Source organism: Rhizobium sp. O111 (genome assembly GCF_055616315.1).
The window spans coordinates 1223317-1246571 of the sequence record NZ_JBSHXL010000001.1; the positions used below are offsets into that span (position 1 = coordinate 1223317).

The window sequence follows — 23255 nt, forward strand, 5'->3', positions numbered from 1 at the left end:
CCCGAATACATCCCCAAAGGACACCAAAGGGCGCTTTCAATTTCAGACGAACATTTCAGGAAAACACCATGTCTCAAGATAAAAATCCCGTCTGGTTCATCACTGGTTGCTCGACAGGCTTCGGCCGCGAACTGGCGAAACTGACCATAGCCCGCGGCTGGCCGACTGTTGTCAGCGCCCGCGACAAGGCTCGCGTCGCCGATCTCGTCACCGGCCATGAGGGCAATTCGCTCGCCGTCGATCTCGATGTGACCGATGCCGCGCAGATCATCGCCGCCGTAAAGGCCGCCGAGGAGCGCTTCGGACGGATCGACGTCCTCGTCAACAATGCCGGCTATGGCTATCAGTCGCCGATAGAGGAAGGCAGCGATAGCGAGATCCGCGATCAGTTCGAAGCCAATGTCTTCGGCCTCTTCGCCATGACCCGCGCCGTTCTGCCCGGCATGCGCACGCGCCGACGCGGCCATGTGATCAACATCACCTCTGTGGCCGGCTTCATCGGCTTTCCTGGATCCGGTTATTATGCGGCGAGCAAGCACGCGGTCGAGGGGATGTCGGATGCGCTTGCCGCCGAAGTCGCGCCGCTCGACATCAAGGTCACCTGTGTCGAGCCCGGTCCGTTCCGCACCGATTGGGCCGGCCGTTCGCTGCGGCAGACCGAAAGCAAGATCGCCGATTACGCGGAAACCGCTGCCGCGCGCATGCGCCAGACGGCTGGATACAGCGGCCAGCAGCCGGGCGATCCAGTGCGCGCCGGCGAAGCGATCATCAAGATCACCGAGGTCGAAAAAGCGCCACGCCACCTGGTGCTTGGCGAATTCGGCTATGGCGCGGTCACGGCCAAGCTGAAGGAGCGCCTGGCGCTAATCGAGGAATGGAAGGACACTAGCCTCGGCGCCGATTTCCCGAAGTCTTGAGGCTCGCGCTCTGGTATGAACAGTGCGCCGTGGAGGAAGAAGTGATGGTGAAGCTGGTCTACGCTCTTGAAGGCTTGTTGATCCTCGCCGGTCTGATCTGGATGGGGCAGGGCAGCGGCTATTTTCCGTATCCGGCCGAAAGCTTTATGATCGACCAGACGCCCTGGATCTACTGGGGCGCGCTTGCCGTTGCCGTCGGCCTCATTCTGATCGTGCTGACCAAGAGCCTGCGCGGCAGGCGCTAAGCGGCACCCAAAACAAATTCGCCGGCTGGAAGGGTAAGAAAACCCCGCCAGCCGGCGATAATCCATCGCTCGAAACGGATCAAGCGCGGCGCAGGCGCGCCTCGGGCAGTTCGGGCCGGGTGCCGTCAGGCGCGCGAAGGCCGCGGTGCTTGCTGACGAAAATCCACTCGACATTGCCGGGCTCGAAGGGCCGGCGCGGATTGCGCAGCGCCAAACGGCGCTCGGACAGGCTGCGGGGCAGGGTGTCGATCATGTCGTTCATGAACGTGTCGAGACACTCTTTCCAGCGGGGCGAAACGGCGACATCGACGCCGCCGTAGCGATGAAAATCGGGGTGTTTGCGAGAGTAGCATGCGCCGATCATCCAGGCATGCTGCTGTTTCAGAAAACGCTCTTTAATGGTCATTCGCAGTCTTTTTCATTCCTTGGCGTCAGCGACTCCCTAGCCGTCGAAGCGAGCGATGTTGATCGGCCGTTCCGCTGTCCAGGTGCCATCCGCACGCTGATATTTTGTTTGCAAACCGGCTGCCGATCAACGATCGATAAGCGACCAGGGGCCGCCGCCGGTGCCTCTACACGAGTAGGAAAAGGTGGCCGATTGAACGCCGTCGAAGCCTGAGCTGGGACGCCATTACGTTCGGCGACGTGCTACCTAGTCGACATTGATTGTTCCTTCAAGGATTTTCCTGAAACAATTTTGCATGGCTGCCAGTCGCGACGAAAAAACGGTAGCAGCGCCCTCATCGGCTCGCGCCATGGGCGTGAATTTTGCTCGTGGCTGACTTGAGGCTGTATATGGCAGCCTAGGTCGGGGGATGCGAAGCCGAATGCGCTTGCGCGGCGAGGGAACGCTTCATAGGCTCGCTGCGTTGATGGATTCGTTCAACGCTTTTCAGTAGGAATCACATGCGCGCTCAATCGAAGCCGTTCGTTGTTGAAATCAAGACTTCCCGCCGTACCGATCGCAGCAAGGAAAAATCCATCTGGGGCAATCTCGACCTCTCCGCCGTCGCGCAGGAAGTGGCCGATGACGTGCCGTTGTCGGCAGCGCCTGCGGTCGCCGACGCGAAGAGCGCGCGGTAAGCGCCCGCTCCAGCGCTGCGCGATGCGTTAATCCAGCCATCAATGGCGAACCATCTGGCCCCTTGGGCGTTGTTTGAAAACACGCTGAAGGAGAAGATCGATGCCCATGAACGATGATGGAAAGAAGCCGCTGTCGCGCAGCGAGGACTATCGCGATTTCGAAGAGCGCAATATCGACGACGGCTGGCCTTATGCCGACACAACGGACGCCGCGTCGGCAGCGCCTGAAAATCGCGCCTATGGCGAAACGCCCGCCAATTTCGACAGCAGCGACAATCCAGGCTTCCGCATCGACGGCATAGACCGCGATGGCAACGAGAACCGGCTGAAGGATTCGCTCCGCGCCGACACGATCGATCGCGATGACAGCGACGATCTGGAAGCGCGGGTCACCGAAAACATCGAGAACGTCCCCGAAGTCGATATCGACAGCATCGAGGTCCACGCCGACGGCCATGTCGTCACGGTCGAAGGCTCCGTCGAGACCATCGGCATCGCCCGCAAGGTCGAGCTCGCAGCGTCCTCTGTCGATGGCGTCCACCATGTGAGGAACAGGCTGCACACGACGGGAGTCGATGCGCATTGATAATTTGCGCCCTGCCTACAACGGAAAAGGCCGCCCGCTTGGATAAGCGGACGGCCTTTTTAATTAGCGTTCTCTAAAGCCGATCAGCTGCAGCCGCTGGTCGCGCCGCAAGTGTCGCACTTCTCGCAGGTGCCGTTGCGCACCATCGTGAAGTTCTGGCACTCCGAGCAAATGTTGCCGGTGTAGCCCTGCATGATCGACCGGGCGCGGCGCTCGGATTCGATCTTCTTGGCTTCCGTCTTGGCCGATGCGGCGTCGGCCGCGGCCTTGTCGGAGAACAGCGCGGTCGCCTGCTGCTGGCCTTCGCTGGCGATCTCTTCGACCACTTCCTCGGCGATCTCTTCGGCCAGTTCCTTGGCGCGCTCTTCGTAATCGCGCTTGAAGGCGACGATTTCGGAGGTCGAGATGGCGGTCGTCGGCTCGATCTTGCGGGCGGCAGCGCCGGCGAAGGACGTTACCGTTGCACCGGACGAGGCGCGGGCAGGGGCGGCAGTTGCCGAGCCCTTCGGCTCGCCGGCAGCCTGGCGTTCGCTGTTCGAAACGATCGTCGGCTTGTAGCCGCGGGTCCAGCCGGTCGAGACGAGGTTCGTCTTGCCTTCCTGGATGCCCTTGCCGAGAGCCGTGTTCGAGAAGTCCGACGTATCGACATGCGCCAGATCGTGGCGGCCGAGGTAGGAGACGGCCAGTTCGCGGAACACGTAGTCGAGGATCGACGTGGCGTTCTTGATTGCGTCGTTGCCGATGACCATGCCTGCCGGCTCGAACTTGGTGAAGGTGAAGGCCTCCACATATTCTTCGAGCGGCACGCCGTACTGCAGACCGAGCGAGATGGCGATGGCGAAGTTGTTCATCATCGCACGGAAGGCGGCACCTTCCTTGTGCATGTCGATGAAGATTTCGCCGAGGCGACCGTCACCGAATTCGCCGGTGCGCAGGTACACCTTGTGTCCGCCGACGGCAGCCTTCTGGGTGTAGCCCTGGCGGCGGTTCGGCAGCTTCTCGCGTTCGCGGGTCACACGCTCGACCACACGCTCGATGATCTTTTCGGTGATGGTGACGGCCTGGGCGGCGACCGGCTGCTGCAGCAGATCGTCCAGTGCGTCCTCATCGCTTTCGTCTTCGATCAGCGAGGCGTTCAGCGGCTGCGACAGCTTGGAGCCGTCGCGGTAGAGAGCGTTTGCCTTGAGGCCGAGCTTCCAGGAGAGCATGTAGGCGCTCTTGCAATCCTCGACCGTCGCGTCGTTCGGCATGTTGATCGTCTTGGAGATCGCACCCGAGATGAACGGCTGGGCAGCAGCCATCATGCGGATGTGGCTGTCGACCGAGAGGTAGCGCTTGCCGATCTTGCCGCACGGATTGGCGCAATCGAAGACGGCGAGGTGCTCGTTCTTGAGGAACGGTGCGCCTTCCAGCGTCATCGCGCCGCAGACGTGAACGTTGGCAGCCTCGATGTCCTTCTTCGAGAAGCCGATGTGCTCGAGAAGGTTGAAGCCCATGTCACCGAGCTGTTCGTCGGAAACCTTAAGCGTGCCCTTCAGGAAGTCGGTGCCGAGCGTCCACTGGTTGAAGACGAACTTGATGTCGAAGGCCGACTTCAGCGCGCCGTTCAGCGCTTCGATCTTCTCGTCGGTGAAGCCCTTGGCCTTCAGCGAGCCGGGGTTGATCGCCGGCGCCTGGTTCAGGTTGCCGTGGCCGACAGCGTAAGCTTCGATCTCGGCGATCTGGCTCTCGGAGTAGCCGAGCGTGCGGAGCGCCTCCGGAACGGCACGGTTGATGATCTTGAAGTAGCCGCCGCCGGCGAGCTTCTTGAATTTCACCAGCGCGAAGTCAGGCTCGATACCGGTCGTGTCGCAGTCCATGACGAGGCCGATCGTGCCTGTCGGCGCAATCACGGTTGCCTGGGCGTTGCGGTAGCCGTGCTTTTCGCCGAGCTCGAGAGCCTTGTCCCAGGCGCTCTTGGCGTGAGCCGCCAGATCCTGGTCCGGGTTCTCGGAGTGGATGAGCGCGACCGGGTTAATCGACAGGCCTTCATAGCCCGACGTCTCGCCGTAAGCGGCGCGGCGATGGTTGCGGATGACCCGCAGCATGGCTTCGCGGTTCGGCTTGAACATCGGGAAAGGTCCGAGTTCAGACGAGATCTCGGCCGAAGTGGCGTAGGAGATACCGGTCATGATCGCGGTCAGCGAGCCTGCGATGGCGCGGGCTTCGTCGCTGTCATAGGGAATGCCCGACGACATCAGCAGGCCGCCGATGTTGGCGTAGCCGAGGCCGATCGTGCGGTATTCGTAGGAGCGCTCGGCGATCTGCTTCGACGGGAACTGTGCCATCATCACGGAGACTTCAAGCACGATCGTCCAAAGGCGAACGGCGTGTTCGTAATCAGCGATGTTGATGCGCTTGGTGGCCGCATCCTTGAACTGGATGAGGTTCAGCGAGGCAAGGTTGCAGGCCGTGTCGTCGAGGAACATGTATTCCGAGCACGGGTTGGATGCACGGATCGGGCCGGCAGCCGGGCTGGTGTGCCAGTCGTTCATCGTCGTGTTGAAGTGCAGGCCCGGATCGGCCGAGGCCCATGCGGCGTAGGAGATCGATTCCCACAGGTCGCGTGCCTTCAGCGTCTTCATGACCTTGCCGTCCTTGCGGGCGGTCAGGTTCCAGTCGCCGTCGTTTTCGACTGCGCGCAGGAAGTCGTCCTTGATAGAGACCGAGTTGTTGGAGTTCTGGCCCGAAACCGTGAGGTAGGCTTCCGAATCCCAGTCGGTGTCGTAGGTCTTGAACTCGAGGTCCTTGTAGCCCTGGCGAGCGAACTGGATGACGCGGCCGATATAGTTCTCCGGAACCTGGTCCTTCTTGGCAGCGCGCACTTCGCGCTTCAGGGCAGGGTTCTTGTTCGGGTCGTAGCAATCGTCATTGTCGCCGTCGCAATTGACGCAAGCCTTCATGATCGCCTTCAGGTGGCGATTGACGATCTTGGAACCGGTGACGAGGGCAGCAACCTTCTGCTCTTCCTTGACCTTCCAGTTGATGTATTCCTCGATATCCGGATGGTCGATGTCGACCACGACCATCTTGGCCGCGCGACGCGTCGTGCCGCCAGACTTGATGGCGCCGGCAGCGCGGTCGCCGATCTTCAGGAAGCTCATCAGGCCGGAGGAACGGCCGCCGCCGGAAAGGCGTTCGCCTTCGCCGCGTAGATGCGAGAAGTTGGAGCCGGTGCCGGAGCCGTACTTGAAGAGGCGGGCTTCGCGAACCCAAAGGTCCATGATGCCGCCTTCGTTGACCAGATCGTCTTCGACGGACTGGATGAAGCAGGCATGCGGCTGCGGATGCTCATAGGCAGACTTCGACTTCGTCAGCTTGCCGGTGAAGGGGTCCACATAGAAGTGGCCCTGGCCGGGGCCGTCGATGCCGTAGGCCCAGTGCATGCCGGTGTTGAACCACTGCGGCGAGTTCGGGGCAACGCGCTGTGTCGCGAGCATGTAGGCAAGTTCGTCGCGGAACGCGGCCGCGTCTTCTTCGGAAGAGAAATAGCCACCCTTCCAGCCCCAGTAGGTCCAGGTGCCGGCCAGACGGTCGAAGACCTGGCGCGCATCGGTTTCAGAACCGTACTGCTGATCCTTCGGGAGTTCCTTCAGAGCGGCCTCATCGGCAACCGAGCGCCACAGGAAGGAAGGAACGTCGTTTTCCTCCACCTTCTTGAGGCGGGCAGGGACGCCGGCCTTGCGGAAATACTTCTGCGCCAGAATGTCGGCCGCAACCTGCGAAAACTGCGCGGGAACATCGATGTTCTCGAGGCGGAATACGATCGACCCGTCAGGGTTCTTGATCTCGCTGGTTGCCTTGCGGAATTCGATAGCCGCGTAAGCGCCCTGATCTGCCTTCGTAAATCGGCGTTCTATGCGCATTTGCCTTAACCTCTAGCTCGCGCGCCCCGTCCCCGTTGACCAAGGCGCAAGTTTCCACCTCCGGCGGCGCCGTAAGGAGCGCAGCCAGTTCTCGTTTCCGTATCGTCACAGGAGTGTCATCCGGAGATGGGTCATCCTGTATCTTGTGGTGATGGTGGCTGCAATCACTAAATATAGTATTAACAGCCTTTTTCCGCCAGCCCCGGATGTCGCTTTTTCAGGCGGCAAAAATCGCGCAGAACATACTCATGGCGGCTCACCCCTCATGGATCAACGCCCTGATTCAATGCTCGATTTCTGGTGAGAACCGGCCTCGTCATGTCCGGTTCAGCTGCCGCCGCAACATCGAAGTTCATTAAGTTGAAAACAGGCGATTCCGTCAAGGGCTTGTTCTTAACGAAGTGTTCACCACAAGATATTGTGGAGTGGCCTGTGGAGACTGGGGAAAAACCAGTTGGGCAAGAATTTCAATGGCTTGCTACGGGATGCGCAAGAGAAATGCCAAAGCTGGATTAATTTTGCCATATTTTGTCATTTGGCGGTGGCTTTTCGAGCGCAAATGAGCCTTGTGATTCGCAAGGCCAAACAAGGCGCTAAAGTGCGTCGATGGCGATGGTTACCGTAGCGCTTCCGATCGCCTCTCCACGCTCATCGCGAACAGTGAAACTTGCCTGCGTTTCCAGCAATTGCGTGGCATCGTCACGGCTGGCGCGATCGATGAAGACCTCGTCGGAGTCCCTGGCGAAGGTCTTCAGGAACTTGTTTTCGTCGCCCTGCCAGTAGTCATTGGTGGGCACGCTCTGTGCGACATTCAGTCCGTTCCGGTCGGTCACGAATATTTCCACAATCGTTCCTTGCGAATCATCCTGCTTGGCTTTGAGGTACCGCGAGACCGGATTGTTGAGGAGGCGGGTGACCATCTGCCATTGCCCGCTCTTGATCTCCGAGCGGTAGCTGTTGTCGAGCACCTGGATATCCATCGGGCTGATATCGCCGAACTTCCTGTTCTGCGCCTTGATCGCGGCCAGAACGTTCGGCTTGTTGATCATCGGCTTGACGAGCGTATCCACATATTCACGCACGACCGATATATAGGCGGGCTCGGCTAAGACCGCGCGCGGATGCGCGTTCAAGCACAGCCCGAAAGCCGCGATCAAGCCGATAAACCGCCAACGCTGCATCGTCGTTCCAGTGTCGCGCTTAGCGACCGCCCTCTACCCAAACACCCTGCCGCGCCCTTGCCGCCTGATGCCATATGATCATACGGCGGACGGCGAGGGGCGGACAGCGAATTTGATTATGTTAGTAAACAAAGATTGGAGCAATTTAAAGTTGCTTCTGTCTTTGCGCGGTCTAGGGCCTGGAAAATCAGCCCTTGCTGCCCTTGGAGATCGGTTCCTGATAGCTGAAACCCATATCCCACGGGAAGTAGATCCAAGTGTCCTGGCTCACTTCGGTGACGAAGGTATCAATCGTAGGCACACCCTGTGGTTTTGCATAGACGCAGGCGAAGTGTGCCTTGGGAAGCAGGGTGCGGACTTCGGAAGCCGTCTTGCCGGTATCCGTCAGATCGTCGACGACAAGCACGCTTTCACCGCCATCTTCAAGCAGTTCGGCGGCGATCCCCTTGAGGAGCATCATCTCCCCCTGGTTCACGTAGTCGTGGTAGGACGCGACGCAAACCGTCTCGATCAGGCGGATGTTCAGTTCGCGCGAAATGATGGCGGCCGGCACAAGGCCGCCGCGGGTGATGCAGACGATCGCCTTGAACTCGCGGTTCAGGCCGGCAAGACGCCAGGCCAGCGCGCGTGCATCGCGGTGAAATTGATCCCAGGAAACGGGAAAGGCTTTATCGGGAAGGGACATTGGCTCGCTCCGAGGCATGGATGATGACACGCCGTTTGCCGGCGGCCGGACGCTCTTCCGTTCACTCGGGTCAAACGCAAATCGCGCAGCCGAGACTGCGCGATGGAAGGACCGAAGCCGGAGCTCGTCGTCGGTCGTGGCAATTAGCGGAATTTGGCTGCAAAACGCAAGCCCCCGCTGATCGCGGCCCGCTAACGCGAAAGCAGCGTCATCGCCGTCATGGAATGCAGGAGCGTCTTCGTCGTGCCGCCGAAGATCATCTGCCAGAGCCTCGAATGCGTGTAGGCGCCCATCACAAGCAGGTCGATACTGCTGTCGGACAGCCGGTTCTCGATAACGGCCGAGGTGCTCTTGTCCGTGGTCGTCGCCGTCGCGAGGGTGACGTTGACGCCATGACGGGCGAGCGTTGCCGCGATTTCCGCACCCGCGACCGCCGCCGATTGCAGCGCGTTGTCGACCGGATCGACGGAGAAGATCTCAACCTCGTCGGCGGCCGTCAGGAAGGGCAGGGCGTCGAAGGTCGCCCGCGCCGCCTCCTTCGAGCCGTTCCAGGCGACGAGCACCCGCTTGATCGGCTTCGGCTGGCGGATGATGAAGGGGATCATCAAGACCGGCCGTCCGCTTTCGAGCAGGAAGTTGTCGACATCGACGTGGCTGTCCGACGGCCGTGCCGGATCTGCCTGCGAGGCGATCAAGAGATCGGCGCTGCGGGCGCTCTCGATCAACGGTGCCGAGCCGTAGCCCGTCGAGGAGGCAAAGCTGCGCCATTCGAACGAGACGCCTTCGACTTCGGCCTTGCGGCGAACGATCGTTTCGATCTTGACCCGTTCGGCGTGCGCCATGTCCTGCAGCGCCTGCACGGCCACGGGATCCGGGATCTCCATCGGCGCCACGAGTGGAACGACGGCGATCGTTTCCGCATGTAGTCCGATCACATGGGCACCGTGTTCCGCAGCCAGCGCGAAGGCGAGATCGGCGACTGCAACGCAATTGTCTGAAGTATCGAGTATCGCAAGAATGGTTTTGTAAGACATGTGTATCTCCTTGCTCGGATGAAAAAGTCCGTAAGAGAAGCAATGCGCTTGCCCGCCATTTGTTTCCTTGACCGAGATCAAGTCCCATAGGCCGGTCTCGAAAGAGATTAGGCCTCCGCCGAATGGTTTTCCAGGATATCCCGTTCGCGACGGATGCCTTCGATCATCGCCGCGACATCCGCGCCGGCGGCATCGATCACCGCCTGCGAGCGGCCGCGAACGACGATCTCGGTGGAGAATTTCTGGCCGACATAGCGCGGATAGGAGCCGATGCTTGTTTCCGGATGCGCCTTCTGGATGGCGGCGAGCGGCGTGCCGATATCGCCTTCGCCATAAGGGCACGAGATCGCCAGCGACAGCACCGGCGTTCCGGTTCTGAGCGTCGGGATCACCGCGTCGACCATCGCCTGAAACACCTGCGGCACGCCCGCCATGACATAGACGTTGCCGATGTTGAAACCGGGCGCGGTGGAAACGGGGTTGGGAATGTGGGTGGCGCCGACAGGCATGCGTGCCATCCGCTGGCGGGCCTCGGTGAACTCCATCTCGCGGCGCTTGTACATTTCGCCGAGTAGCGCCATCGCCTTCTCGTCATGATGGCAGGCAACGCCGAAGGCCTTGGAGACGGCGTCGGCCGTGATGTCGTCATGGGTCGGCCCGATGCCGCCCGAGGTGAAGACATAGTCGTATTTCGTCCTCAACGCGTTCAGCGCCTCGACGATCGCGTCTTCCTCGTCCGCGACGATGCGAACTTCCTTGAGGTCGATGCCTGCAAGCAGCAGCATATCGGCGAGATGGCCGATGTTCTTGTCCTTGGTGCGGCCGGATAAAAGCTCGTCGCCGATTGCCAGAATGGCTGCGGTCACAATCTGTTGGGTCATGTTAGGTCTCTGTCTTCACTCAGTCTTTGGTGTCGAGCTTATACCAAATAGAGCGGACGGGAAGCCCGTGCCCACCAATACGGAAATGTGAACGCAAGGCAAAAACGTGCGATAAGATTGAACAGTCCGTCTCTCGCAGCGCGGCTGGCCGCCACCAAGTGCATGCGCTAGCTATTGGTCATACGCACGATAGCGTTGCGAGGCATTCTTTATGATACGCGAATTCATCAAACGGATTTTGGTCGGTGCACCGAGCGCAGCACCCGCCGCAACCCAGAAAGAGGAAACTTCCAAGATGGCTAAGGTTCTGGTTCTCTACTATTCGTCGTACGGCCACATCGAGACGATGGCATACGCCGTAGCCGAAGGCGCGAAATCCGCGGGCGCCGACGTGACCGTCAAGCGTGTACCGGAACTGGTGCCGGAAGAAGTCGCCAAGGCATCGCATTTCAAGCTTGACCAGCAGGCACCGATCGCCACCGTGGACGAACTCGCCGAATACGATGCGATCATCGTCGGCGCCGGCACCCGCTTCGGCACCGTTGCATCGCAGATGCGCAACTTCTGGGATCAGACGGGCGGCCTCTGGTTTGCCGGCAAGCTGGTCGGCAAGATCGGCTCGGTCTTCACCTCGTCCGCCACGCAGCACGGCGGCCAGGAATCCACCATCCTCGGCTTCATCCCGACCTTCCTGCACCAGGGCATGGTCGTCGCCGGCCTTCCTTATGCTTTCCAGGGCCAGATGGGCGTCGATGAGATCAAGGGCGGCTCGCCCTACGGTGCGTCGACTATCACCGATGGCGACGGTTCGCGCCAGCCGTCGGCAATCGAGCTCGACGCCGCCAAGTTCCAGGGCGCGCACGTCGCCAAGCTTGCGGCAAAGCTCGCCTGAGCCAAGGCACCTTGAAACAGTGAAGGCGCGGCCTCGGGCCGCGCCTTTTCATGTGTGGCGTCGAAACGCCGTCATAAAATCGAAGTCGTCGCTGCTGATTTCCGCGATCGTCTAGCCGTAAAATCCGTGGAATTTTGCCGTGTAAACGAACAGCGGTACCCCAAATACCGCCAGTGCGATCAAGAATGCCGTGCCTGTTCTAAACAGTCTCAGGCGCCGTGTTCTGGCGCCATCCCAATCGTAAACCATCGTCTTACTCCCACCACAAGACAAGCTTTACAAATACACGCCCTAAAGCCGTAGCTTTGCTGACGGCAGGCATACAAACACATTCTAACGTTGCAAGAAAGAGATATTACTAATTAATTAAGCGATGTCTCATAAATGCATCGCAGCCGCTCGTTTTGTCTTCGGCTATTCTTCGAGCGGTGCTCAGGTCGGTGTTGACCACTTCTCCGAGGCTGAATGCCGGCGTGGGCTCGTTGCGCCTGGCGGGTACATGCTTCGATTCTTCGCTGTTCGTGCAACCCATCCTTTACGTCTTTGCTGATATTCATGTGAGTACCTGTTGAATAGCATGGGATTCCAAGGTGTTGCGGCTGATACGAATAAGCGCATTGCTGACGATCTTGCTCGTCTGCATGTTTTTCCTCCCGCCGTTCAATGGATACGTTAACGGGGGCGTTCAATACGTCCGGGACTATTTCGACAAGAGGCCCGAGCAGACCGCCTTGTTCATCGGCAACAGCCGCACCTTCTATAACAATATGCCCCAAATGGTGCGTGCCATCGCCGATTCCGCCGGCTATTCCAAGAGGCTGCGCATCGTGATGGATGCGGAACCGGGCGTCAGCCTCGGCTATCACATCAAGAGTGAAAAAACCCAGGCGCTCCTTTCCCGACGCTGGGATCAAGTCGTGCTGCAGGTGCTGAGCAGCGACCAGTATAGCGCGCGGCAATCCGGCCCGGCATGGGACGATGCCGAGAACCTGATACGGGAGGTTCAGGCGAAAGGCGACGTGCCGGTCATGTTCGTCACCTGGCGCTATACCGATCAGTGCATCAAGGATGCCGGCATGCCGAAGACGGCCGGCGATTACTCACCAATGGGTTATGCCGACATGCACCTCAACATCCAGCGGCAGCATGCCCGTCTCGCCGCGCTGACCGGCGTCGCGCTCGTTAATGTAGGCATGATTTGGGAAGCGCTTCAGAGCCAGCCGAAGGATTTCAATCTCTACTATGATTGCAACCACCCTTCGATCTATGGCAGCTATCTCTCGGCTCTGATGTTCTACAACTATTTTTCCGGAAACGACGTTCTGAACGTGACGTTCCGGCCGAGTGAAATGTCTTCGGAGGACGCGGCGATGCTGCGGAAGGCTGTGTCGGACTATCTGGCGAATTCCACCAAGGTTTGAAATATTGCGATAAACATATTCAATCAAGCCGGTTAAATTAACGTCTGTTAAATTCCCTTATGGTTGTATGTCCCCGGGGCTGAGGGCGGGATATATGGTGGGCGACAGACCAGATGGACGACGTCATGATCTTGATGCGTTGCGTGTGTTTTGCTTCGGCACGCTCATCATCTACCATTCGAGCCTTGTCTATGGAGCGAAGACCTGGTGGGTCCACGCTTCGGATACCACGAAGCTGATCGATCTGATCACGATCGGGTCGCATCCATGGCGGATGAGCCTGCTATTCTTCATTTCCGGCGTGGTCACGGCATCGCTGCTCAAGAAGAGATCCGTGGCTGAAATTCGCACGACCCGCACGCGGCAGCTCCTTCTGCCCTTTGTATTCGGCGTTTTCGTGGTTGTGCCGCCGCAGATCTATGTCTCGCCGTACAACTTCACGCCCGATCTCTCCTATTGGGAATTCTGGAAGACCTATGTCGTCTCCGGGATTCAGCTTGAGCATATGTGGTTCCTGGCCTATCTCTGGATCTATGTCATCGCCTGGTCGGTTGCCCAGCCGCAGCTCGCGCGGCGCTGGCCCGGCCTATCGGCGTCCCTGGCGGCGCGGCTGCGGGGCAGGGGCTTGTTCGTGGCGCCGATCGCATTTCTGTCGATCCTGAGGCTCTGTCTCTATCCCGTCTTCGGCGAGACGCTGGTCATCAATTCCGATCTCTATGCGCACGCCGTGTATTTCTCGATTTTCATGCTGGGCACGCTGCTCGCCAACGAGCAAAGCTTCTGGCAGGAGATCGATCGCCAGCGCTGGATGAGCCTCTGCGTCGCCACGCTGTCGCTGGCGGCGCTTACGGCAGTATTCCTGTTCATACCACGGGAGGCGAGGCCGGATGCACTCGTGGTCGCGATCAGGGTCGTCCGCTCGGCCTTCCAATGGAGTGCCGTGCTTGCGCTGCTTGCCTTCGCGGGCAGGCTCGCCAACCGGCCGAACCGGGTCATCATGTACCTGAACAAGTCGATCATGACCTATTATATCGCGCATCAGACGGTGATCGTCATCGCGGCCTACTACATCGCGCAGGCAGGCCTTCTCGACATCCGTTCCTTCATACCGCTCGTGATCTTCACGGCGCTTGTCTGCGCGCTCATCGCGGAGATGAAGACGCGCTTCAGACCCTTCCTCACCAATATGACATCGATGATAAGAGGGCTGCGAAAACCGCTTCCCTCGGAAACGGCCTGAGCCGTCCTCGCATCAATTTATGGGTAAATACCAGGCACCTGGTGCGGGCGGCGGGGATCGAACCCGCACAGCCAAAGGCCGAGAGATTTTAAGTCTCTTGCGTCTACCAGTTTCGCCACGCCCGCGCAGGCTTCTCATTCAACGACTGCGGCGATTCAGTCAAGGGCATGCGTGCGCGGGGCAGGCGTCAAGATGCATTCGCCTTGGCGGCGCGAACCCTGTTGAACAGCGATCCGATAGCGACGCCAACCGTTGCGCCCACGGCTTTTACTGCGGCGTCGTGAAAGCGTGCGTGGCGAGTGGGCGACAGATATTGCAGATATTCGATAAAGACCGCGCCTGCGATCAGGAGCAAAGCCACTGTCATCCAGTGCTTGGGATAAGCCACGGCGAAGGCGAGGCCTACGACCATATAGGCAAGTGCCCGGTCGATATTGACTGAAGTCACCGTATGAGGACGAAGGCCGATCGGCGAGACCGTTACGAAAATGATGGCGGCGAGGAGGAGCCAGGCGAGCGGCTTTGAGAATTTGTCTGCTGTCATAAAACTCACAATATTGATGTCACCGGGCGGTTTCACCGCACGATTGCGTTATCTCGGCGGTACGGCCTACGTCATTTCGGTACTTTTCCCAAAACGCGTGGCACTGCGCCTTACCGAACCGTTGTGGTTGAAAATGGGCTTCTTTCGAGGGTCTGCCTATGGCATAGCGTGGGGCGCAATAACAAGGGACTGAGACCGTGACCAGACAGAATGTCGAAGCTGCCGAAGAGGCTCTGCGCAGCCTATTTCCGGCAACGCCGCTGCAACTCAACGAGCATTTGTCCGCCCGCTATGGCGCCGACATCTGGTTGAAGCGCGAAGACCTGTCGCCCGTCCGCTCCTACAAGATCCGTGGTGCCTTCAATTTCTTCCGCAAGCGCATCGAGGAAGGTGCGTCCGGCAAGACCTTCGTTTGCGCGTCTGCCGGCAATCACGCGCAGGGCTTTGCCTTCGTCTGCCGCCATTTCGGCGTTCCGGGCGTGGTTTTCATGCCGGTGACGACACCGCAGCAGAAGATCGACAAAACCCGCATCTTCGGTGGCGAATTCATCACCATCAAGCTGACGGGCGACTTCTTCGACCAGTGCTACAAGGCGGCCCGCGATCACGTCGAGACGATCGACGGCGTCATGGTACCGCCCTTCGATCATGAGGATATCATCGAGGGCCAGTCGACTGTGGCCTCTGAGATCATGCAGCAGCTGCCCGAGGGCACGGTGCCCGATCTCGTCGTCATGCCTGTCGGCGGCGGCGGTCTGGCGGCCGGCATCAGCGGTTATCTCAAGGACACTGTGCCGAGCACGGGCTTCTTCTTCGTCGAGCCGCAGGGCGCGCCGAGCCTGAAGCGCAGCATCGAGGCTGGTGAGGTCGTGACGCTCTCCAAGGTCGACAACTTCGTCGATGGCGCGGCCGTCGCCCGCATCGGCGACCTCAATTTCGCGGCGCTGAAGGAATTCCCGAGCAATCAGGTGATGCTGATGCCGGAGAACGCCATCTGCGTGACGATCAACGAGATGCTGAACGTCGAGGGCGTAGTGCTGGAGCCGGCAGGCGCCCTGTCGCTGACCGCAATCGCCACGATGGACCCCGAAGCGATCCGCGGCAAGACGGTGGTCGCGATCGTCTCCGGCGGCAATTTCGATTTCGAGCGGCTTCCGGATGTGAAGGAAAGGGCCATGCGGTACGCGGGCCTGAAGAAATACTTTATTCTCCGCCTTCCGCAGCGTCCGGGCGCGCTCCGCGACTTCCTCAACCTGCTCGGCCCCGATGACGATATCGCCCGCTTCGAATATCTGAAGAAGACCGCCCGCAATTTCGGTTCCGTCCTGATCGGCATCGAAACCAAGGCGCCGGAAAACTTCGCGGCACTCTTCGTGAAGTTCGAGGCATCGGGTATCAGCTTCGAGGACATCACCGAAAACGAGATCCTCGCGAACCTCATCATTTAACTTTTACGGCAACGGCCCTATCTAACCCTGATGGCATCCGCCCTCATGACAAAGGCGTATCATGGCTTCGATTTTTTTCAGCATTTTCTCCATGTTCTCGGGCGGCGCGAAGCAGCCGGGCGCTGCGTCTTCGAGCGCCGCTTCCGATCCGCAGCCCTATGCCGATTGCACGATTTACGCCGAACCGATGAAGGAAGGTGGCCAGTACCGATTGGCCGGCCGTATCGAGAAGACCGTTGGCGACGAGGTGCTGGTGCGCAATTTCATCCGCGCAGACATGTTTTCGTCGACGGATGATGCGATCGAATGCACCGTGCGCAAGGCGCAGCAGATCATCGATCAGAACGGACCATCCTTGTTCAGCGACGGAGCCAAGGTTCGTCAGGTCTGATCACGGAAGGCTGGCGCGCCCTTGCGTGTTGAGCGGTCGCGCCGCCATTCCCTCATGCTATTTTAAAACATTGCGGCGATCCTGCGCTCAGCAGACATCGCAGGAATATCCAGTGCATCAGAATGCCCGCCGCACATCCGTGATGAATTTCGCCGACAGAGCGGTCGAGATGGCATGGCGTGGTGTCATTGGGCCGGCGCGGCCGCCGCATCGCCTTGACGGGAGGTCGCGGCGTTGATCGCAAACGTCAATCTCATCCTCTTCGTTGTCGAAGCCATCGGCTACTTCACGCTGATGGTGACTCTGCTGCATTTTCGCGCCCGCATCGGCCTCGGCATATTCCTGACGGCACTCGGCGTCATGCACTTCATGGAGACCTACCTCGCGGCGGTCTTTTATGTCGAGCTACCGTTCGGCATCGTCTCGCCGGGATCATCGGTGTTTTTCACCGGCAAGCTGATGATGATCCTGATGCTCTATCTTCAGGAAGACGCCGCCGTCGTCCGCCAGCCGATATACGGGCTCTTCATCGGCAACCTTTTGACCGTTGCGATCGCCTGGATCGTGCAATGGCACGCGCCGCTGGAGCTGACATCTGGCGCGCTCCCCAGCGACGAGTTCCTGAAGGAAATGGGCTGGCTGATGCTCGGGGGTACGGCCATACTCTATCTCGACGCGATCGGCATCATCCTCCTCTACGAGCGGCTCGGCCGCTATCTCCGGCAACGGCCGGTTGTCCGCTTCATGATCTGCGGCTTCGTGCTTTTGACGTTCGACCAGATCGCCTTCTTCGGCGCGCTGCACTATTCGGTCGGCGTCCCGCTTGCCGCGTTCTGGGGTGGGTGGAAGGCGAAGATGTTCGCCGTCTGCATCTACACGGTGCTCTTCGCGATCTACGAGAAATGGATCGGCCGCGCCGTGACAACATCGAGCGCGCGTCCCATCGGCGATATTTTCAGCGACCTGACCTTCCGCGAGCGCTACAACGACCTCCTGAGCCGCACCGGCCGGGATGTACTGACCGGGCTCTACGACCGCACCCGAATGGAGCTCGAAGCGCCGATCATGATCCGCGAATCGCTGCGCCAGGGGCAATCCGCCACGGTGATGATCCTCGACGCCGATCACTTCAAGAACGTCAACGACGTGTTCGGCCACCTGCAGGGCGACGATGTCCTGCGCGCGATCTCAGCGCGCCTGGGCTCGATCCTGCGCGCCGGCGACAGGGTCTTCCGCTTCGGTGGCGAGGAATTCGTGGCGATCTGCCCGTTGACCGATCACGCCGAGGGCTTGCGTCTGGCCGAGAGGTTGCGCTGGACGATCGAGAGCAGCGTCGCCACGCCCGATGGCAAGCCGGTAACGATCAGCATCGGCGTCGCCACAGCCAGCGAAGATGGCGACGCCTTCACGGTGATCCTGTCGGCAGCGGACGAGCGGCTGTATTGCGCCAAGAAGAACGGCCGAAACTGCGTCTTCGGCCAGACCGGCGTCCATGGTCTCACGGTTGCCGGCTAACCGTAAGTCTCCACAAACAAAAAGACGGCCGGCAAGCCGACCGTCTTCCTGAACTGACTACCCTTTGAATTAGGCAGCGAGCGCGAGCTCTTCAGCGCGCGCCTTGGCAGCGCCGACAGCCTTCTCGGCTGCTTCAGGACCAAAGGCCAGGCCTTCGACATAGATGGTCTCGACGTCGGTGATGCCCATGAAGCCGAGAACGGTCTTCAGATAAGGCACGGCATGGTTCATGCCGGCGGCCGGACCCTGCGAGTAGACGCCGCCGGAAGCGAGAACGACGTAGACTTTCTTGCCGGTGGCAAGGCCAACCGGGCCGTTTTCGGTGTACTTGAACGTCATGCCAGCGCGGGCGACGTTGTCGATCCAGCTCTTCAGCGACGAATAGATGTTGAAGTTGATGAGGCCGGTGCCGATGACGATGGTGTCTGCTGCGAGCAACTCGTTGACCAGTTCGTCGGAGATCTTCGCGGCTTCGTTTTCTTCGGCCGTGCGGGCGTCCGCCGGCTTGCGGATCGCGCCGGTGAAGAGGTCGTTGATATGGGCCAGCGGGTTCGCTGCGAGATCACGGCGAACGACGACGCTGCCGGCCTTCTGCGACTGGAGCTTGCCAGCGAGGTCTACAGCGATATCGGTCGAAAGCGACTCAGCACGCGGGCTGGAGGTCAAGAGCAGAATGGACGACATGATTGATAATCCTTTGATCTTTGCGTTTTCGGCGCGATCGGGGGAAGGTCGAACCGCGTCTTCGAGTGAAGAAATAGGTCTAGCGGCCTATCGAAAAAACTGTGATAATGTCGATCAAGACTATCGATCGATTGGATGGATGTAATGTTGCCCAACCCGACACTGGACCAGCTGCAGGTTTTCCTGACCGTTGCCGAGACCGGCAGCTTCTCGGCTGCCTCGCGCGTGCTCAATCGTGCCCAGTCGGTGGTCAGCTACACCATTGCAAACCTTGAGGCGCAGCTGGAAATGCAGCTGTTCGAACGCTCCGGCGCTCGTCAGCCGAAGCTTACCGAAGCAGGCAAGGCCATGCTCGAGGACGCCCGCCGGCTGATGACCGACTTGCAAGTGATGCGGGCGAGGGTGAAGAGCCTGAAGGAAGGGCTGGAGGCCGAGGTCGATGTGGCGATCAGCGTCATGGTGCCGTCTCAGGCGGTAGTCGCGGTGCTGCGTGAATTCCGCGACCGCTTCCCCTCCGTCACGCTCAATCTCAGTGCTGGCGAACTCGGCATGGTCATGGAGGCCGTGCTGTCGGGCAAGGCCACGATCGGCATCGGCGGCGCGCTGCTGAAGCAGGACGATTCGATCGCCGTCGAAAAGATCGGCCATTCCTTCATGATCCCGGTCGCCGCGCGTTCCCACCCGCTGGCCAATATCGACAGGCCGCTGACGCTTAGCGATGTTCGTGAGGAAGTGCAGCTCGTCGTCACCGACGCCTCGGGGCTTACCAAGGGTCGTGATTTCAACGTGCTGTCCTACAAGACCTGGCGTGTCAGCGACATCGCCACCAAGCATGCGCTGATCCGCGGCGGCCTGGGATGGGGCGGCCTGCCGGCGTCGATTATCCGCGAGGATCTGGCCAACGGCACGCTCGTCCATCTCGACCTGCCGGCTTACGAACAGGGCGAATATCCGATCTATGCGATACGACGCATCGCCAACCCGCCGGGCCCGGCTGCGACATGGCTGATCGAAGCCTTCCATTCGAAGCTGTCTTTCTGCCCGAACCACGCCGATTTCACCGCGGCGCTGAACGAGACCAAGGATCGCGATCTGCCACTCGCGGCGGAGTAGGCGAGGCTCTAAGCCCCGCCTTTAGTCTGTCTTAGAGAACCAGTCGGAACTTTGCGAAACCATCGGTGCCTTCGCCGGCTTCCTCGATCTTCGCGCCCTTGACGTCGGCGATGAACTGCTTCGCCTTCGGCCCGCTCTGGAACGTCGCGGTCGCGCCCGTCACCGGTTTGAAGGTCCAGTTGCCGTCGGCAGCCGGATTGATCGTTCCCTGCTCGTGCACATAGCGCACGATCACGTCGCGGTTCGTATCGGGCGCCTGGAACACCACCTTGTCGGCCGCGATCTCCGGGAACTTGCCGCCACCGCCGGCGCGGTAGTTGTTGGTCACGACCACGAATTTTTGGCTGGGATCGATCGGCTTGCTATCGAACGCAAGGTTCTGGATACGGTTCGATCCGGCATTGATGGCGTTGCCGTCATTGTCGTATTTGCGCGGCTGCGCGAGGTCGATCTGGTAGGTGACACCGTCGATCACATCGAAATTGTAGGACGGGAAGTCGGCGTTCAAAAGCTCGGCGTCCTTCGTGCCTTCCTTGATCTCGTTGAACATCCCAGCAGACATCTCCAGCCAGTTCTTCACCTGCTCGCCGGTGATGACGACAGCCTGGACGGTGTTGGGGTAGAGATAGAGGTCGGCGATGTTCTTGATGGCGAGGTCGCCGGCCGGAACATCCGTATAGTAATCGGCGCCGCCACGGCCGCCCGACTTGAAGGGAGCCGCCGCCGAGAGCACCGGCAGATCCTTGTATTCTGTGTCGGCAAGCATCTGCTTGATGTACCAGGTCTGCGCCTGACTGACGATCTGCACCGAGGGATCGTCGGCGACCAGCGCGAAGTAGGAGTAAAGAGGCGCCGACGTCTTGCCGACGGGGGTGCGGACATAGGCGAGCGTCGCCTCGTGCTCTGCCTTTGCGGCTTCGACGACTTCCTTCTTGTCGGCGACATCGGCCACGACCTTCTTCTTGTCGTCGCGGTGATAGATCGGCCGCGCCTCCGAGGTGAAGTCGACGATCTTCCAGCTCTTGCCGTCCTTTTCGAGCAATAGATCGATCAGGCCGAGATGCGAGCCCCAGAAGCCGGCCATGACGGCGGGCTTGCCATACAGCGTTCCCTTGACCGGATCGGCGTTCTGGATGCCATCCCAGGTCTTCGGACCGGGGAAGACGAGGTGCTGGTGGCCGGTAAAGATCGCGTCGATCCCGTCGACGGCGGCCAAGTGCAGCGATGCGTTCTCCATCTTGTCGCTAGGCGCACTACCATCGATGCCCGAATGCGAAAGCGCGATCACGATATCCGCGCCCGCTTCCTTCATCGCAGGCACCCAGGCCTTGGCGGCCTCGACGATATCGCGCGTCTGCGCCTTGCCCTCGAGGTTCTTGATATCCCAGAGCATGATCTGCGGCGGAACGAAACCGATGAAGCCGATCTTCACCGGGCTCTCATTGCCGGCCCCGTCCTTGATCATCTTTTCGACGATGATGTAGGGCTTGAAGAAAAGCTCGTCGTTTTTCGGATCGGAGGCGAGCTGGCCCTTGGTCAGATTGGCGCAGACGAACGGGAAGTTCGCGCCATTAAGCACCTTGAACATGAAATCGAGGCCGTAATTGAACTCGTGATTGCCGAGCGTGCCGACGGTGTAGCCGAGCGTGTTCATCGCCTTGATAACGGGATGGACATCGCCATCCTTCAAGCCGCGCTGATAGGCCATGTAATCGCCCATCGGATTGCCCTGCAGAACGTCGCCATTGTCGATCAAAAGCGAGTTCGCCGCCTCGGCGCGGATCGTGTCGATGATCGTCGCGGTGCGCGCCAGTCCCATCGTGTCGTTCGGCTTGTCGGCGTAATAGTCGTAAGGGAAGACGTTGACGTGAATATCCGTCGTTTCCATCAGCCTGAGATGCGCCTGATTGGCGGCGGCACGCGCGGTGAATGGATGCAGCAGAACGAGCGCTGATGTAGCGGCAATGCCGGTGAGAAGAGAACGACGGCTCATGGATGACAGATCAAGATTGGAAGACATGAAAACTCCTTCGAAACATCACGCGACACCCGCCCGGCGGCGAGAGTAGGGTGATTTTCGAAGGAGTAACCCCCGTAAATGACAGGGGAATATCGCTTTTCGCTTTATGCGTGTCGGACGAGGTCTATCGCGCCAGAACCGGCTTCACGTCCTTGTGGAAGAACCGGAAGTACGAAGCCACCTGGGCGCGGGCGTTGGAGTTCGGGTCGAACTGGACGCCGACGCGGCCATTGTGGCTCCAGCGGATGACGCCGTGCAGAACGCCGAGATCGTCGGCGAGGATCTGCACACGGCTGCCGGAAGCCGCATGCAGCGGTGAGCGGACTTCAAGCGCAATGCCCGAGATGGACATGTTCAGAATGCGCGCATCGACTTCCTTGGTCAGGTAACGAACCTTGCCGAAGATCCGGCACGACTTGCGTTCGGCCTTGCGGGTAATAATGTTGAGATTGTGCATGACGCGTCTCCCAAATTGAACTGGAGACAGCATACGTCGCGTAGATTGAAATGAATTTATACAATTCGCTAAAATTGCGCGATCGATTTTTACTTCCGCATTGCTTCCCGGCGGCCGACGACATGCTCGCGCCAGATCGTGAAAATCCCAGAGCCGACGACGATCACCGAGCCGATGATCGTGTTGAGGCTCAGTGTCTCTCCATAGATCGTCACGCCGATGATCGAGGCGTAGACGAGCTGAAGATAGGTGAGCGGCTGGACGGCTGCGGCATCGAGCATGTCGTAGGCGCGGATCAGGAAATAGTGGCTCGATATGCTGGTCATGCAGACCAGCGCCATCCACACCCAATCCGCCGGCGCCATCCAGGTCCAGTAGAACGGCCCGACCAGCGTCATCGCGAGGGCGCCAACGACACCCGTATAGAAGAAGCTCGTCATCGATGAATCGTCGCGGCTGACCAGCCGGGTGGCGATGACGTAGAAAGCAAAGAGGAAGCAGGAGAGCACCGCCAGCAGCAGCGTGACATCGAAGAAGCCGCTGTCAGGCTTCAGGATCAGAAGCACACCGACCAACCCTGCGCCGATCGCCGTCCACCGCCGCCAGCCTACCCGCTCGCCGAGCAGCGGCATGGCGAGCAGCGCAATCAGGATCGGCGTCGCCGAGAAGATTGCTTGCGAGTGCGCGAGCCCGATCACCGCGAAGCAGCTGATCACGACAACCACCTGGGCGGCGAGAAGCAGCCCGCGTATCACCTGCAGCACCGGCCGCTTCGTGCGCGCCGTGGCGACGATCCCGCCGCGCATCTTCGCGGCCAGAAGGATGGTGAAGAGGCCAAAGGCCCAATAACGGATCATCGTCACGAAAACGGGCGGGTAGGCGCCGCCCAGATGCTTTGAGATGCCGTCCTGAATGGAAAAGATGGTGATCGCCAGAAGAACGAAAATATAGCCTCGGGTCTTCGATTTCATGGCGTCTTCTTAACACACCGGCCTCGGCCGTATTCCGGAAAA

General features: G+C 59.9%; 22 protein-coding genes and 1 tRNA gene. 11 read left to right on the forward strand and 12 right to left on the reverse strand.

Annotated elements, in window-relative coordinates; all coding sequences use genetic code 11:
* Nucleotides 1-68 precede the first annotated feature (68 nt).
* Both ACVTFQ_RS06295 and ACVTFQ_RS06300 read left to right on the forward strand, forming a co-directional pair.
* Nucleotides 69-917: an oxidoreductase gene (locus ACVTFQ_RS06295; RefSeq protein WP_111561333.1), complete on the forward strand. Its 849-nt coding sequence runs from the start codon at nucleotides 69-71 to the stop codon at nucleotides 915-917.
* A gap of 44 nt (nucleotides 918-961) precedes the next feature.
* On the forward strand, nucleotides 962-1162 hold the full coding sequence (locus ACVTFQ_RS06300) for a hypothetical protein (protein WP_111561334.1): 201 nt from the start codon (nucleotides 962-964) through the stop codon (nucleotides 1160-1162).
* A gap of 79 nt (nucleotides 1163-1241) precedes the next feature.
* Here the strand turns inward: ACVTFQ_RS06300 and ACVTFQ_RS06305 are convergent, their stop codons facing one another.
* Nucleotides 1242-1568: a hypothetical protein gene (locus ACVTFQ_RS06305; RefSeq protein WP_018900140.1), complete on the reverse strand. Its 327-nt coding sequence runs from the start codon at nucleotides 1566-1568 to the stop codon at nucleotides 1242-1244.
* Between the two features lie 500 nt (nucleotides 1569-2068).
* On the opposite strand from ACVTFQ_RS06305, the gene ACVTFQ_RS06310 reads away from it, so the two are divergent.
* Nucleotides 2069-2245 carry a hypothetical protein gene (locus tag ACVTFQ_RS06310; protein ID WP_181459196.1) on the forward strand — a complete coding sequence of 59 codons (177 nt, stop codon included), beginning with the start codon at nucleotides 2069-2071 and terminating at the stop codon, nucleotides 2243-2245.
* A gap of 100 nt (nucleotides 2246-2345) precedes the next feature.
* A complete protein-coding gene (locus ACVTFQ_RS06315) occupies nucleotides 2346-2831 on the forward strand; it encodes a BON domain-containing protein (RefSeq protein WP_112436889.1) in 486 nt (161 codons plus the stop codon).
* Nucleotides 2832-2914: 83 nt separating this feature from the next.
* On the opposite strand, the gene ACVTFQ_RS06320 is transcribed toward ACVTFQ_RS06315, so the two are convergent.
* The 5 genes from ACVTFQ_RS06320 to ACVTFQ_RS06340 form a co-directional block, all read right to left on the reverse strand.
* Nucleotides 2915-6736 (reverse strand): vitamin B12-dependent ribonucleotide reductase, encoded by a 3822-nt coding sequence (locus tag ACVTFQ_RS06320; RefSeq protein ID WP_470423737.1) that lies wholly within the window; start codon nucleotides 6734-6736, stop codon nucleotides 2915-2917.
* Between the two features lie 593 nt (nucleotides 6737-7329).
* On the reverse strand, nucleotides 7330-7917 hold the full coding sequence (locus ACVTFQ_RS06325; RefSeq protein ID WP_111561337.1) for a hypothetical protein: 588 nt from the start codon (nucleotides 7915-7917) through the stop codon (nucleotides 7330-7332).
* A 187-nt stretch (nucleotides 7918-8104) separates the two neighbouring features.
* Nucleotides 8105-8602, reverse strand: coding sequence for a xanthine phosphoribosyltransferase (gene gpt / locus ACVTFQ_RS06330; protein ID WP_111561338.1), 498 nt, complete (start codon nucleotides 8600-8602; stop codon nucleotides 8105-8107).
* A gap of 191 nt (nucleotides 8603-8793) precedes the next feature.
* Nucleotides 8794-9636 carry a universal stress protein gene (locus ACVTFQ_RS06335; RefSeq protein WP_111561339.1) on the reverse strand — a complete coding sequence of 281 codons (843 nt, stop codon included), beginning with the start codon at nucleotides 9634-9636 and terminating at the stop codon, nucleotides 8794-8796.
* 107 nt (nucleotides 9637-9743) lie between these two features.
* Entirely contained in the window at nucleotides 9744-10517 is a 774-nt protein-coding gene (locus tag ACVTFQ_RS06340) for a competence/damage-inducible protein A (RefSeq protein WP_111561340.1), read from the reverse strand.
* A gap of 295 nt (nucleotides 10518-10812) precedes the next feature.
* On the opposite strand from ACVTFQ_RS06340, the gene wrbA reads away from it, so the two are divergent.
* From wrbA to ACVTFQ_RS06355, 3 genes are all read left to right on the forward strand, one after another.
* Entirely contained in the window at nucleotides 10813-11409 is a 597-nt protein-coding gene (gene wrbA / locus ACVTFQ_RS06345) for an NAD(P)H:quinone oxidoreductase type IV (protein ID WP_111561341.1), read from the forward strand.
* A gap of 617 nt (nucleotides 11410-12026) precedes the next feature.
* Nucleotides 12027-12830: a DUF4886 domain-containing protein gene (locus tag ACVTFQ_RS06350; RefSeq protein ID WP_111561342.1), complete on the forward strand. Its 804-nt coding sequence runs from the start codon at nucleotides 12027-12029 to the stop codon at nucleotides 12828-12830.
* A gap of 97 nt (nucleotides 12831-12927) precedes the next feature.
* The gene (locus ACVTFQ_RS06355; protein WP_162718181.1) at nucleotides 12928-14070 is read left to right on the forward strand and encodes an acyltransferase family protein; all 1143 of its coding nucleotides are present in this window, start codon (nucleotides 12928-12930) and stop codon (nucleotides 14068-14070) included.
* Nucleotides 14071-14109: 39 nt separating this feature from the next.
* Here ACVTFQ_RS06355 and ACVTFQ_RS06360 read toward each other — a convergent pair.
* Nucleotides 14110-14195, reverse strand: a tRNA-Leu gene (locus tag ACVTFQ_RS06360).
* A gap of 62 nt (nucleotides 14196-14257) precedes the next feature.
* Entirely contained in the window at nucleotides 14258-14614 is a 357-nt protein-coding gene (locus ACVTFQ_RS06365) for a VanZ family protein (protein WP_111561344.1), read from the reverse strand.
* 197 nt (nucleotides 14615-14811) lie between these two features.
* Between ACVTFQ_RS06365 and ilvA the strand changes: the two genes are divergently transcribed.
* From ilvA to ACVTFQ_RS06380, 3 genes are all read left to right on the forward strand, one after another.
* Nucleotides 14812-16062, forward strand: a complete 1251-nt coding sequence (gene ilvA, locus ACVTFQ_RS06370) for a threonine ammonia-lyase (protein WP_111561345.1) — start codon at nucleotides 14812-14814, stop codon at nucleotides 16060-16062.
* A gap of 61 nt (nucleotides 16063-16123) precedes the next feature.
* Nucleotides 16124-16453 carry an HlyU family transcriptional regulator gene (locus ACVTFQ_RS06375; protein ID WP_111561346.1) on the forward strand — a complete coding sequence of 110 codons (330 nt, stop codon included), beginning with the start codon at nucleotides 16124-16126 and terminating at the stop codon, nucleotides 16451-16453.
* Nucleotides 16454-16747: 294 nt separating this feature from the next.
* Nucleotides 16748-17968, forward strand: a complete 1221-nt coding sequence (locus ACVTFQ_RS06380; RefSeq protein ID WP_409527900.1) for a GGDEF domain-containing protein — start codon at nucleotides 16748-16750, stop codon at nucleotides 17966-17968.
* Nucleotides 17969-18037: 69 nt separating this feature from the next.
* Here ACVTFQ_RS06380 and ACVTFQ_RS06385 read toward each other — a convergent pair whose 3' ends face one another.
* The gene (locus tag ACVTFQ_RS06385) at nucleotides 18038-18652 is read right to left on the reverse strand and encodes an FMN-dependent NADH-azoreductase (protein ID WP_111561347.1); all 615 of its coding nucleotides are present in this window, start codon (nucleotides 18650-18652) and stop codon (nucleotides 18038-18040) included.
* Between the two features lie 144 nt (nucleotides 18653-18796).
* On the opposite strand from ACVTFQ_RS06385, the gene ACVTFQ_RS06390 reads away from it, so the two are divergent.
* On the forward strand, nucleotides 18797-19765 hold the full coding sequence (locus ACVTFQ_RS06390; protein WP_111561348.1) for a LysR family transcriptional regulator: 969 nt from the start codon (nucleotides 18797-18799) through the stop codon (nucleotides 19763-19765).
* 31 nt (nucleotides 19766-19796) lie between these two features.
* Here the strand turns inward: ACVTFQ_RS06390 and ACVTFQ_RS06395 are convergent, their stop codons facing one another.
* The 3 genes from ACVTFQ_RS06395 to ACVTFQ_RS06405 form a co-directional block, all read right to left on the reverse strand.
* A complete protein-coding gene (locus ACVTFQ_RS06395) occupies nucleotides 19797-21785 on the reverse strand; it encodes a bifunctional 2',3'-cyclic-nucleotide 2'-phosphodiesterase/3'-nucleotidase (protein WP_111561349.1) in 1989 nt (662 codons plus the stop codon).
* A 124-nt stretch (nucleotides 21786-21909) separates the two neighbouring features.
* Nucleotides 21910-22242: a PilZ domain-containing protein gene (locus tag ACVTFQ_RS06400; RefSeq protein WP_018900124.1), complete on the reverse strand. Its 333-nt coding sequence runs from the start codon at nucleotides 22240-22242 to the stop codon at nucleotides 21910-21912.
* An 89-nt stretch (nucleotides 22243-22331) separates the two neighbouring features.
* Nucleotides 22332-23213, reverse strand: coding sequence for a DMT family transporter (locus ACVTFQ_RS06405; protein ID WP_111561351.1), 882 nt, complete (start codon nucleotides 23211-23213; stop codon nucleotides 22332-22334).
* Nucleotides 23214-23255 lie beyond the last annotated feature (42 nt).